The 11,347-nt window shown below is 69.9% G+C and carries 12 protein-coding genes; 6 read left to right on the top strand and 6 right to left on the bottom strand.

Features of this window, described 5'->3' with window-relative positions:
• Positions 1-7: 7 nt before the first annotated feature.
• Positions 8-520, bottom strand: coding sequence for a DUF421 domain-containing protein (locus ACK4K7_RS06850; RefSeq protein WP_431864621.1), 513 nt, complete (start codon positions 518-520; stop codon positions 8-10).
• 92 nt (positions 521-612) lie between these two features.
• Between ACK4K7_RS06850 and ACK4K7_RS06845 the strand changes: the two genes are divergently transcribed.
• Complete coding sequence (locus ACK4K7_RS06845) at positions 613-891, top strand: PilZ domain-containing protein (RefSeq protein ID WP_431864620.1); 279 nt, start codon at positions 613-615, stop codon at positions 889-891.
• A gap of 188 nt (positions 892-1,079) precedes the next feature.
• Here ACK4K7_RS06845 and ACK4K7_RS06840 read toward each other — a convergent pair whose 3' ends face one another.
• The 3 genes from ACK4K7_RS06840 to ACK4K7_RS06830 form a co-directional block, all read right to left on the bottom strand.
• Positions 1,080-2,051 (bottom strand): isoaspartyl peptidase/L-asparaginase family protein, encoded by a 972-nt coding sequence (locus tag ACK4K7_RS06840; RefSeq protein WP_431864619.1) that lies wholly within the window; start codon positions 2,049-2,051, stop codon positions 1,080-1,082.
• Between the two features lie 91 nt (positions 2,052-2,142).
• Positions 2,143-2,625, bottom strand: coding sequence for a DUF6644 family protein (locus ACK4K7_RS06835; RefSeq protein WP_431864617.1), 483 nt, complete (start codon positions 2,623-2,625; stop codon positions 2,143-2,145).
• A gap of 4 nt (positions 2,626-2,629) precedes the next feature.
• Positions 2,630-2,977: a DUF6152 family protein gene (locus ACK4K7_RS06830; RefSeq protein ID WP_431864615.1), complete on the bottom strand. Its 348-nt coding sequence runs from the start codon at positions 2,975-2,977 to the stop codon at positions 2,630-2,632.
• Positions 2,978-3,087: 110 nt separating this feature from the next.
• Between ACK4K7_RS06830 and ispG the strand changes: the two genes are divergently transcribed.
• Positions 3,088-4,215, top strand: a complete 1,128-nt coding sequence (gene ispG, locus ACK4K7_RS06825) for a flavodoxin-dependent (E)-4-hydroxy-3-methylbut-2-enyl-diphosphate synthase (RefSeq protein WP_431864613.1) — start codon at positions 3,088-3,090, stop codon at positions 4,213-4,215.
• A gap of 59 nt (positions 4,216-4,274) precedes the next feature.
• A complete protein-coding gene (locus ACK4K7_RS06820; RefSeq protein ID WP_431864911.1) occupies positions 4,275-5,096 on the top strand; it encodes a DMT family transporter in 822 nt (273 codons plus the stop codon).
• Positions 5,097-5,214: 118 nt separating this feature from the next.
• On the opposite strand, the gene ACK4K7_RS06815 is transcribed toward ACK4K7_RS06820, so the two are convergent.
• Both ACK4K7_RS06815 and ppa read right to left on the bottom strand, forming a co-directional pair.
• A complete protein-coding gene (locus ACK4K7_RS06815) occupies positions 5,215-6,780 on the bottom strand; it encodes an amidase (RefSeq protein WP_431864611.1) in 1,566 nt (521 codons plus the stop codon).
• A 50-nt stretch (positions 6,781-6,830) separates the two neighbouring features.
• Entirely contained in the window at positions 6,831-7,373 is a 543-nt protein-coding gene (gene ppa, locus ACK4K7_RS06810; protein WP_431864610.1) for an inorganic diphosphatase, read from the bottom strand.
• 53 nt (positions 7,374-7,426) lie between these two features.
• Between ppa and hisS the strand changes: the two genes are divergently transcribed.
• From hisS to ACK4K7_RS06795, 3 genes are all read left to right on the top strand, one after another.
• Positions 7,427-8,755: a histidine--tRNA ligase gene (gene hisS / locus ACK4K7_RS06805; RefSeq protein WP_431864608.1), complete on the top strand. Its 1,329-nt coding sequence runs from the start codon at positions 7,427-7,429 to the stop codon at positions 8,753-8,755.
• 2 nt (positions 8,756-8,757) lie between these two features.
• The gene (gene prfA / locus ACK4K7_RS06800; RefSeq protein ID WP_431864607.1) at positions 8,758-9,831 is read left to right on the top strand and encodes a peptide chain release factor 1; all 1,074 of its coding nucleotides are present in this window, start codon (positions 8,758-8,760) and stop codon (positions 9,829-9,831) included.
• A gap of 82 nt (positions 9,832-9,913) precedes the next feature.
• Positions 9,914-11,272: an amidohydrolase family protein gene (locus ACK4K7_RS06795; RefSeq protein ID WP_431864605.1), complete on the top strand. Its 1,359-nt coding sequence runs from the start codon at positions 9,914-9,916 to the stop codon at positions 11,270-11,272.
• Positions 11,273-11,347: the final 75 nt, after the last annotated feature.

Below are 11,347 nucleotides of genomic sequence, written 5' to 3'. Positions count from 1 at the left end.
GGCCCGGTCACAGCCGGGTCACCCCTTCCAGCAGGCGCTCGTCGGCGCCCTCCCTCAGGATCGAGATGTCCCCGGTGGTCTCCAGCACCACGGCGCGCACACTGCCGATGTCGTCGATGCTCTGCGTGCGCAGCTTCTCGAGGATGTTGGACCGCGACACCCGCGTCTTGTCCATCGCCTCTTCGAGATAGCGGCCCCGCTCCATCAACAGGATGGGGCTGTTGCGGATCAGGTGCTTGAAGGTGTCGGACCGCATCCGCGCCTTGGCGAGCAGCCACTGGACGAGGAACACCGCCGCCAGCGCGGCGAGCGCCTGCAGGAAGGCGCCCCATTCCTCCTGCGTGCCCGCCTGCGCGATCAGCGAGCCGACCGCCACCGTCGCCACGAAGTCGAAGGCGGTCATCTTCGAGAAGGAGCGCAGGCCCACGATGCGGACGAGGATCACCGTCCAGACGACCGCCGCGGCGCTGAGGATGAGGCCGCGCAGAACGGTATCGAGCCATTCGGGAGAGGCAAACATATCTCCCCAACCCGTGCGACCGCTGCATGGTTGCTAATCGTTCGGCAACCATTCGCGCCCATGCTGACGCCAGTTCCAGGGGAGGGATGGGGATGGGCGAAGCGGCATTGCGGTTCGAGGAGCGGCGCGCCGAGCCGCGTCACGAGGGGCTGGTGACCCGCGCCACCCTGCATTTCCGCGGCCAGCCCTTCGATGTCGCGGTGCTCGACATCTCCTCGCGCGGGACCCAGATCGAAAGTCCGCTCAACCCCCGCCTCGGCGAAAATGTCGTGGTGGAGTTCGAGGCGTGCAGCCGCATGCACGCCTTCGTGCGCTGGGTGCGCGATGGCCGCATCGGCCTCAGATTCGGTCACGAACTCGTGATCGGCTGAACCCCCGCGGCGTCGGGCCTTGCGTCCCGCCATGTGACGCCATGATGTCAGGCGCGAGACTCCGGCGGCACAAGCTGGTAGAAATACGGGGGACTCGGGCCTAGGGGCGATCGGGTCGGGTCCCGCCGTGCCTCCCTTCGGCGGGACCCACGCCCCGCCCGGGTCCGCCGTTCAGCCGGAGCGGCCGATCATTCGTCCCCGTAGACCGCGACGCTGCGTCCGGCGGCCGAAGCCTCGCCGCGGTACATGCCGGGCGTGTTGAAGCTGTAGACGCCCTCGCCGCGCGGCGTGACGACGATGACGCCGCCGGTGCCGCCCAGTTCGCCCACTTCCGCCATCACCGCATCCGCGGCCGCCTGCGCGCTTTCGCCGCCGATTCGAATTCGCGCGCAGATTTCGTGCGCGACGCCGACGCGGATGAAATATTCGCCGGCCCCGGTCGCGGAGACGGCGCAGGCGCGGTCGTCGGCATAGGTGCCGGCGCCGATGATCGGAGAATCGCCGATCCGGCCCCAGCGCTTTCCGGTGAGGCCGCCGGTGGAGGTCGCGGCCGCGACATGCCCGTTCACGTCGAGCGCGACCGCGCCGACCGTGCCATATTTCAGGTCCACGTCGAAATATTCGGCGCTGGGGCGGGCCCGCAGCTCCTCCAGCTGGCGCAGCCGCTCGGGCGTGGCAAACCATTCGGGCGGCGCCTGATCGAGATCCTGTTCGCGCGAGAACTGGTCCGCGCCTTCGCGGCTCAGGAAGACGTGGGGGCTGCGCTCCATCACCGCCCGGGCGAGCGTGATCGGGTTCCGGGTCGCGGTGATGCCCGTCGCGGCGCCGGCGGCCCGGGTGCGCCCGTCCATGATCGCGGCGTCGAGCTCGTTCGTGCCCTGATAGGTGTAGACGGCGCCGCGGCCGGCGTTGAAGTTGGGATCGTCCTCCAGCACCTTCGCCGTCGCCTCGACCGCGTCGAGCGCCGATCCGCCGGCGGCGAGGATGTCGGCGCCGGCCGCCAGCGCCCGCTCCAGCCCGTCGCGGATCTCCCGGTCCTTGTCGGGGGTGAGGCGGTGGCGCTCGATCACGCCCGCGCCGCCATGGATGACGAGCCTCCAGCCCGGCCGCTGGTCGGCGGCGGTCTGGGAATCGGCGGCGATCGCGGGGGTGGTCATCATCAGGGCTCCAAGCAGCAACGGTATCCAACGCATGGCACGCTCTCCTTATGCCGCGGGGCTTTAGCAGAAAGAGGATGCCGGGGAAGGCCGCTCAGCTGTAGGCGATCATCCGTCCCCACACCGCGACCGCGGTCCAGAGAAGGAGCGAGGCGAGCGCCATCGCCCGCGCCGCCGGCGGCGGGGCCGTCGTCCATCCCGCCACCCGTCCGCCGAACAGGAAGCGGAAGGCCGCGGCATTGGCGAGCGCGACGGCGATCAGGACCAGCTTCTGCCGGAAGGTGCCGGACGCCGCCATCGCGCTCGCATCGGCGGCGAACATGGTGAGGCCGCTCGCGAGCAGCAGCACGAGGCCGCCGACGGCGAGCGGCGTCAGCGCGGCGGACACCGCCGCGAGCGGAAGGGTGCGGAAGGCGCCGAGCAGCCTCAGGTCGACGATGCCGATGCCGCCGAGCAACAGCACGAGGCCGAGCACATGGACGACGTTGGCGATCGGATAGGCCCAGGCCGAACGCGCGGCCCAGATGCCGAAGGACGATGTCTCGAGCGCCTCCGCGAGGCCGGCGAGCGCTTCCAACGGATCAGCGCAGCTCGACCGTCTTGTTGCCGACGATCACCCGCTCGATCCGCATTTCGGGCGTGCCGTCCCGGCGCGGATAGCCGACCAGGGTGATGCGCTGGCCGGGCCGGATCTCGGCCTCGGTCAGGCCGCGCGCCTCCATCCGGCGGGTGGGGGCGAGCACCACGTCCCAGATCTGGCCGCGGAACTGGACCTTCGCCATGCCGTGGGGATTGCCCCAGCTGAGCTCGGTCAGCGTTCCCTGATGCTCGATCACCTGTTCGGCGTCGTAGCTCGACCATCCGTGATGGGCGATCGCGGCGGTCGGCACCGCGACGGCGAGGGCGAGGGCCAGAGCGAGTTTCTTCATCAGTCTCTCCTAATCCTGGACGCCTACCGCACTAGCCAAAGCCGGCGCCTGAGCCAACCCGGACGAAAGGACGGCTTCCCGTCCACCGCCGCAGCGCCTATATCGCGGCCATGTCGGTACGCCCGTGGAGAGATATCGCCCGCCGCCCCTCGCGGCGGATCATGGTCGGGAACGTGCCCGTCGGCGGCGACGCGCCCGTCACCGTGCAGACGATGACCAACACCGTCACGGCCGACGCGCGCGCGACGATCGGCCAGATCCGTCGCTGCGAGGAAGCGGGAGCGGACATCATCCGCGTCTCCTGCCCCGACGTGGAGAGCACGCAGGCGCTGAAGCAGATCGTGCGCGCGGCGCGCGTGCCGATCGTCGCCGACATCCATTTCCACTACAAGCGCGCGCTCGAAGCCGCCGATGCCGGCGCCGCCTGCCTGCGCATCAATCCGGGCAATATCGGCTCGGCCGACCGCGTGCGCGAGGTGGTGAACGCCGCCAAGGCGAACGGCTGCGCGATCCGCATCGGCGTCAATGCCGGCAGCCTGGAGCGCGACCTGCTCGAAAAATATGGCGAACCGTGCCCCGAGGCTTTGGTCGAAAGCGCGCTCGACCATATCCGCCTGCTCGAGGAGCATGATTTCCGCGAGTATAAGGTGGCGGTGAAGGCGAGCGACGTGTTCCTGGCGGTCGCGGCCTACCAGCAACTCGCCGACGCGGTCGATTGCCCGCTCCATCTCGGCATTACCGAGGCGGGCGGCCTGCGCGGCGGCACGGTGAAGAGCGCGATCGGCATCGGGTCGCTGCTCTGGTTCGGGATCGGCGACACGATCCGCGTCTCGCTGTCGGCCGAGCCGGAGGAGGAGGTGCGGGTCGGCTTCGAAATCCTGAAGGCGCTCGGCATCCGCAATCGCGGCGTGCGGGTCGTCTCCTGTCCGTCCTGCGCGCGCCAGGGCTTCGACGTCATCCGCACCGTCCAGACGCTGGAGGAGCGGCTGTCGCACATCCGCACCCCGCTCTCGCTGTCGGTGCTCGGCTGCGTCGTCAACGGCCCGGGCGAGGCGCGCGAGACCGACATCGGCATCACCGGCGGCGGCAACGGCAAGCACATGGTCTATCTGTCCGGCGTCACCGACCATCATGTCCAGGACGCCGACATGGTCGATCACATCGTCCGGCTGGTCGAGGCCAAGGCGGCCGAGATCGAGGCGGCGACCACCGACGCCCCCGCCCAAGCCGCGGAGTGAAGCCCTCCATCGCCGTGCCGTTCGCGGTGGCGACGCTCGCCATCGCGCTCTATTCCGGCATGGACGCCGTGATGAAGGGGCTGTCGCTCGCGATCGGCGCCTATAACGCGCTGCTGTGGCGCACGGCGGCGGGGACGGCGATCGGCGCGGCCGCCTATCTTCCCAGGCGCGGCTCCTGGCCGACGCGGCCCGTGCTGCGCATCCATCTCGTCCGCGGCGTCGTCACGACCGCGATGGCGATGCTGTTCTTCTGGGGCCTCGCCCGCGTCCCCATGGCGCAGGCGATCGCGCTCGCCTTCGTCGCGCCGCTCATCGCCCTCTATCTTGCCGCCATCGTCCTCAAGGAGCGGATCGAGCGGCGGGCGATCGTCGCCTCCCTGCTCGGCCTGGCCGGCGTGCTCGTCATCCTGTCCGGCCAGGCACGCGCGGATCTCGGGACGGAGGCGCTCCACGGATCGATCGCGATCCTCTGCTCGGCGGTGCTCTACGCCTACAATATCGTGCTGATGCGGCAGCAGGCGCTGGTGGCGAAGCCGCTCGAAATCTCCTTCTTCATGAACATCATCATGTTCGGCTGTTTCCTCCTCGCCGCGCCCCTGCTCGCGGTGTGGCCAGAGGCCGCGCACTGGCCCGCGATCGCCGGCGCGGCGGGGCTCGCTTACGTATCGATGATGCTGCTCGCCTGGGCCTATGCCCGGGCGGAGGCGCAGCATCTGGCGCCGGTCGAATATACCGGCTTCGTCTGGGCCGCGCTCCTCGGCCTCGTCGTGTTCGGGGAACCGGTCGGTCTCCTCACCATCGCCGGCGCGGCGATGATCGTCGGCGCCTGCATCCACGCCGCGCGGCGGCGCCCGCCGCTGGCGGCGGACGCGGCCGCCTGAGGGGCGCAAACCCCCTCCCCCTGTGGGGGAGGGTAGGGTGGGGGTCCCCGACGTCTGTGGATTTGCCACTTTCGGCGGAGACCCTCACCCCAGCCCTCTCCCGAAGGGAGAGGGGGCGCTACCGCACCGGTTCCAAGTGCCGCGCCACTTCGGGGGCGTCCTCGATCGAGGGGAGGAGGCGGGGCTCGATCCGTTGGGGTGCGGCCTGTTCATAGGCGTAGCCGAGTGCGAGGATCAGGCCGTCCGACCATTTCGGGCCGATGAAGCTGAGGCCGACGGGGAGGCCGCGCACGTGGCCCATCGGCACGGTGAGGTGCGGATAGCCGGCTACCGCGGCGAGGCTGCCCGCGCCGCCGCCGCCGATCCGGTCGCCGTGGACGGCGTCGATGAACCAGGCCGCGGGCATGGTCGGCCCGACCAAAGCGACGAGACCCCCCTCGCGCAGCACGCGATCGATCCCGTCCGGCCCCGCCATCCGGAACGAGGTCTCGCGCGCTGCCCGGTAGTCGGCGGAGTCGAGGCCGCCGGTTTCCTCGGCCGCTTCGAAGATGTCCTGGCCGAACAGCGGCATCTCGCGATCGACATGTTCCTTGTTGAAGGCGATGAGGTCCGCGAGGCTGCGGGTGCGCACCTGCGGCGGCGTGGTGGCGAGATAGGCGTTGAGCCCCGCCTTGAACTCGTGGAGCAGCACCGAATATTCGTGCTGCCCGATCTCGCGGCGGCCGGGGAACTCGTCGATATCGACCAGCACCGCGCCCGCGTGCCGCAGCACCGCCAGCGCCCGTTCGAACGGCGCGTCGGTGCCGAAGCCCGCGGCGAAGCGCATGACGCCGATCCGCTTGCCGCGCAGCGCCCCGGCGTCGAGCGCGGCCGCATAGTCGGTCCGCCGCGCGTCCGCTTCGGCGGTCGCCGGATCGGCCGGGTCGCTGCCGGCGATCGTGGTCAGGATGTCGGCCGCCTCGCGCACCGTGCGGGTCATCGGGCCGGCCGTGTCCTGGCTGTGGCTGATCGGGATGATGTGGGTGCGGCTGACGAGGCCGACCGTGGGCTTGAAGCCGACGATGCCGGTGATCGCGGCCGGGCAGGTGATCGACCCGTCCGTCTCGGTGCCGATCGCCGCCGGCACCATGCCCGCCGCCACCGCGACCGCGCTGCCCGAGCTGGAGCCGCAGGCGTTGCGGTTGAGCGCATGCGGATTGCGGGTCTGGCCGCCGACCGCGCTCCATCCCGAGATGGAGTCGGACGAGCGGATGTTGGCCCATTCCGACAGGTTCGCCTTGCCGACGATCACCGCCCCCGCCGCGCGCAGCCGGGCGACGAGCGGTGCGTCGCGATCGGTGACGTTGTCGCGCAGCGCGAGGCTGCCGGCGGTGGTCGGAAGCGGCCCCAGCGTGTCGATATTGTCCTTGACGATCACGGGCATGCCGAACAGCGCACCGGGCCGCGGCGCCGCGTCGAGCGCCCGCGCCTGCGCGACCGCGGTCGGATCGACGGCGATGACGGCGTTGAGGCGCGGGTTCAGTGCCTCGATCCGCTCGATCGCGACCAGGGTGCGCGACTCGGCGCTCGCGGCGTCCAGCACCGCCACCGAGCGCTGCGGCGCGGGCGGCGCGGCCGGGGGAAGGGCCGCGCAGCCGGCCAATGCCGAGGCGGCGGCAAGGAGCGGGAGGACCAGGCGGCGCATCGCCCGGCTTTGACCGATGCGCCGCCCGAGGTCCAGCCCGGGCGCGGAGATCAGGCCGCGGCCTTGGCTGCCTTCTGCCGCTCGATCGCTTCCTTGATGATGCGGTGGGCGTCCGCCTGGTCGCCCCAGCGGCCGACCCGCACCCACTTCTGCGGCTCCAAGTCCTTGTAGTGGGTGAAGAAATGCTCGATCTGCTGCGCCACGATCTGCGGCAGATCGTCGGCCTTCTCGACATTGTTGTAATAAGGGAAGGTGGAATCGACGGGCACCGACAGGATCTTCTCGTCCCCGCCCGCTTCGTCCTCGAGGTAGAGGACGGCGATCGGCCGGGCGCGCACCACACAGCCCGGGATGAAGGGCGACCGCGCGACCACCAGGCAATCGAGCGGATCGCCGTCGTCGCCCAGGGTGTGCGGGATGAAGCCGTAATTGGCCGGATAGCGCATCGGCGTGTGCAGGATGCGATCGACGAAGATCGCGCCCGACTTCTTGTCGAACTCGTACTTCACGGGCTCGCCGCCCACGGGGACTTCGATGATGACGTTGACGCTGGCGGGGGGATCGTCGCCGATCGGAATGAGGTCGATGTTCATGATGGGCGCGGCCCATAAGGTGCGAACGCTTCCCAGGCGAGCCAAAAATGCTAATGGCCGCCGCCATGAGCAACAAAGTGCAGGCGATCCGCGGAACCCAGGACATGCTGGGCGAGACGGCCGAGCGGTTCCACCATGTCGTCACGACCTTCGACCGGGTGCGCAGGCTCTACGGCTTCCAGCGAGTGGAAGTCCCGGTGTTCGAAGCCACCGAAGTCTTCGCCCGCTCGATCGGCGAGACGACCGACGTCGTGTCGAAGGAGATGTACACGTTCGAGGATCGGGGCGGCGATTCGGTCACCCTGCGGCCCGAATTCACCGCCGGCATCTGCCGCGCCTATCTGTCCGAGGGCTGGCAGCAGCACGGCACGCTGAAACTCGCGACCCATGGGCCGGTCTTCCGTTACGAACGCCCGCAGAAGGGGCGTTACCGTCAGTTCCACCAACTCGACGCGGAAGTGATCGGCGCGGCCGAGCCGCTGGCGGACGTGGAGCTGCTCGCCTTCGCCGACCAGCTGCTGAAGGAGCTCGGCATCGCGGACGGCGTGACGCTGCAGCTCAACACGCTCGGGGACGCCGCGACGCGCGACGCGTGGCGGGCGGCGCTGGTCGACCATTTCGAGGCGCACCGCGCGCAGCTGTCGGAGGACAGCCTCGCCAGGCTGGATCGCAACCCGCTCCGCATCCTCGACAGCAAGGCGCCGCAGGACCGCCCGATCGCCGACGCGGCGCCGGGCATCGACGACTTCCTGAGCGGCGAGGCCGCGGAATTCTTCGCGCAGGTGACGGAGGGGCTCGCAGCGGCCGGCGTCGCCTGGAACCGCAACGCCCGGCTGGTGCGCGGCCTCGATTATTACCGCCACACCGCCTTCGAATTCGTCACCGATCGCCTCGGCGCGCAAGGCACGGTGCTGGCCGGCGGCCGCTATGACGGCCTGATCGAGAGCCTTGGCGGCCCCCACACGCCGGCGGTCGGCTGGGCGGCGGGCATCGAACGGCTGGCGATGCTGATCGGGAAGCCGGATGCTGACCGACCCGATATCGTGTTGGTCTCCGAAGATGACGCGCTGGTCTCATCTTCTGCGGTAATCCGATTTGCGGCTCAACTTCGATACGCGGGATTTTCGACCGAAGCTGTTATATCTGGCGCTCCGAAGAAGCGGTACCTGAAGGCCCAAAAGGCCGAACCTCGTCACATACTGGTTTTGCGCTCTGAAACCTCCGGCGGCATTCAGGTAGACATCAAGCGGGGTTGGGGATCGGGCAGTATGGATCCGCTCGAGCACGAGCGGCAAGTTGTCGAGCTTCTATCCAGATCGTTTGAGTTGGAACTGCTACCGCAGAAGAACCCTTCCTCGGCGGATATCGAGGTGCGGCTATAGTCATGACCCGCATCACCGGTCGGCGCATCGCACAGATCGAGGCGCGCAAGGACGAGCTTCAGAACGCGATGGCGGCGCCGAACCTTTCGGCGGACGAGTTCGTGCGCCTGTCCAAGGACTATGCCGAGATCGAGCCGGTGGCCGAGGCCGCGCGCGAGGTCCGGCGGCTCCGGGCCGAGCTCGAGGTGCTGGCCGGCATGGCCGAGGATCCGGAGCTTCGCGACATGGCCGCCGAGGAGGCGGAAGAAATCCGCCGCAAGCTGCCGGAGGCGGAGCGGGCGCTGGCGCTGAAGCTGTTGCCCCGCGACGCGGCCGACGACCGGCCCGCCATGCTCGAAATCCGCGCCGGGACCGGCGGGGACGAGGCCGCTTTGTTCGCGGGCGACCTCCTGCGCATGTACCAGCGCTATGCCGAGGACAAAGGCTGGCGGTTCGAGATCATCTCGGCGAGCACGGCCGAAATGGGCGGCTTCAAGGAAGTGGTCGCCTCCGTGACCGGCCAGGGCGTGTTCGCGCGCCTGAAGTTCGAGAGCGGAGTCCACCGCGTCCAGCGCGTGCCGGTGACGGAAAGCGGCGGGCGCATCCACACCTCGGCGGCGACCGTCGCCGTGCTCCCGGAGGCCGAGGAGGTCGACGTGCAGATCGACGACAAGGACCTGCGCATCGACGTCTACCGCTCGTCGGGTCCCGGGGGCCAGTCGGTCAACACGACCGACAGCGCGGTGCGGATCACCCACCTCCCGACCGGCCTCGTCGTCATCCAGCAGGACGAGAAGTCGCAGCACAAGAACAAGGCCAAGGCGCTGAAGGTGCTGCGCACCCGCCTCTACGAAGCCGAGCGCGAGCGGCTGGCGAGCGAACGGGCCGGCGCGCGCAAGTCGATGGTCGGATCGGGCGACCGGTCGGAGCGCATCCGTACCTACAATTTCCCGCAGGGGCGCGTGACCGATCACCGCATCAACCTCACCCTCCACCGCCTGCCCGAAATCCTGGAAGGGCCGGGCCTCGACGAGGTCGTCTCGGCCCTGATCGCCGAGGACGAGGCCGAGCGGCTCGCCCAGCTCAACGAGCAGTAAGGGAGGTTAAGGGGTTCACGAAGGGGCCGGCCTTATGGCATCGCGGCTCCGCACGATCCCGACACGAGCCATAGGAGAGGCCATGCGCGCGTTCATCCTTGCCTTGCTGGCGGCCCTGCTCGCCTGGCCTGCGGCGGCCGCGCAGCCCGGCGCCTATGCCTTCATCGGCGTCACCGTCGTGCCGATGGACCGGGAGCGGACGATCCCCGCGCAGACCGTGGTGGTGCGCGGCGGCCGAATCGTGGCGATGGGTCCGGCAAGCCGGGTCCGGGTGCCCGGCGACGCCGTGCGGATCGACGGGCGCGGCCGCTATCTGATGCCGGGCCTCGCGGAAATGCACGCCCATGTCCCGCCGAACCCCGGTGACGCGCAATGGACCGAGGACGTGCTGTTCCTCTATGCCGCGAACGGCATCACCTTCGCCCGCTCGATGCTGGGCGCGCCCCATCATCTGGAGCTGCGCGCCCGGGCCGAGCGGGGCGAGATCGTCAGCCCGCGCATCTACACCTCCGGTCCGTCGCTCAACGGCAACAGCGTCGCGACGCCGGAGGACGGCCGCCGCATGGTCGCCGAGCAGCGGCAGGCGGGATATGACTTCCTGAAGATCCACCCCGGGCTCGACCGGCCGCGCTTCGACGCCATTGCCGAGACCGCCAACCGGTTGCGCATCCCGTTCGGCGGCCATGTGCCGGACGAGGTCGGGATCGAACGCGCCTTCGAGGTGCGGCAGGCGACGGTCGATCATCTTGACGGCTATTTCCCGCTGCTGGTCGCCGACGCCGCGGCGGCGGGAGCGCCCGGCTTCTTCGGCTTCAATCTCACCGATCGGGTGGACGAGGCACGCATCGCGGAGGCGGTCCGCCGCACGCGGGCCGCGGGCACCTGGAACGTTCCGACCGAAAGCCTGCTGCGCCACGTCCTCCTGCCCGATCCGGACAACCGCCTCGCCGACCGGCCGGAGATGCGCTACGTGCCGCGCCAGATGCTGGCGAGCTGGGTGCAGGCCCGCGCCAACCTCCAGGCGCAACCCGCTTATTCGCCGGAACGGGCGCGGCGCTTCATCGAGATACGCGCGCGGCTGATCAAGGCGCTCAGCGACGGCGGCGCCGGCCTGCTGCTCGGATCGGACGCGCCGCAATGGTTCAACGTCCCCGGCTTCGCGCTCCACCGCGAGCTCGAATATCTGGTCGATGCGGGGCTGACGCCGTTCCAGGCGCTGGCCGGCGGCACCCGCGACGTCGCCCGGTTCATCGGGGAGGAGCAGCTGTTCGGCACCGTGGCGGTCGGCAAGCGCGCCGACCTGCTGCTGCTCGACGCCGATCCGCTGGCCGACATCGCCAATGCGCGCCGCACGGCGGGCGTGATGCTGGCCGGCCGCTGGCTGCCGGCGAGCCGCCTCCAGGCCGGCCTCGCGGCGATCGCCGCCCGCCACGCGAAGTAGCGCCAGACCAAGGTCCGCGAAGCCCTCAGCGCCGACCCGAAGCGTCTTGCCCGTATGAGCGACACCAAGCAACCA

It is taken from the genome of Allosphingosinicella sp., assembly GCF_046295735.1.
Taxonomy (GTDB): domain Bacteria; phylum Pseudomonadota; class Alphaproteobacteria; order Sphingomonadales; family Sphingomonadaceae; genus Allosphingosinicella.
This window is presented reverse-complemented; position numbering and strand designations above follow the sequence as displayed.

Coding starts and splice junctions, on each gene's coding strand:
- ACK4K7_RS06840 (WP_431864619.1), bottom strand. CDS start 2,051: ATGATGACCACCCCCGCGATCGCCGCCGATTCCCAGACCGCCGCCGAC.
- ppa (WP_431864610.1), bottom strand. CDS start 7,373: ATGAACATCGACCTCATTCCGATCGGCGACGATCCCCCCGCCAGCGTC.
- ispG (WP_431864613.1), top strand. CDS start 3,088: ATGTCGGTACGCCCGTGGAGAGATATCGCCCGCCGCCCCTCGCGGCGG.
- ACK4K7_RS06815 (WP_431864611.1), bottom strand. CDS start 6,780: ATGCGCCGCCTGGTCCTCCCGCTCCTTGCCGCCGCCTCGGCATTGGCC.
- ACK4K7_RS06820 (WP_431864911.1), top strand. CDS start 4,275: ATGGACGCCGTGATGAAGGGGCTGTCGCTCGCGATCGGCGCCTATAAC.
- ACK4K7_RS06830 (WP_431864615.1), bottom strand. CDS start 2,977: ATGAAGAAACTCGCTCTGGCCCTCGCCCTCGCCGTCGCGGTGCCGACC.
- prfA (WP_431864607.1), top strand. CDS start 8,758: ATGACCCGCATCACCGGTCGGCGCATCGCACAGATCGAGGCGCGCAAG.
- ACK4K7_RS06795 (WP_431864605.1), top strand. CDS start 9,914: ATGCGCGCGTTCATCCTTGCCTTGCTGGCGGCCCTGCTCGCCTGGCCT.
- ACK4K7_RS06850 (WP_431864621.1), bottom strand. CDS start 520: ATGTTTGCCTCTCCCGAATGGCTCGATACCGTTCTGCGCGGCCTCATC.
- ACK4K7_RS06845 (WP_431864620.1), top strand. CDS start 613: ATGGGCGAAGCGGCATTGCGGTTCGAGGAGCGGCGCGCCGAGCCGCGT.
- hisS (WP_431864608.1), top strand. CDS start 7,427: ATGGCCGCCGCCATGAGCAACAAAGTGCAGGCGATCCGCGGAACCCAG.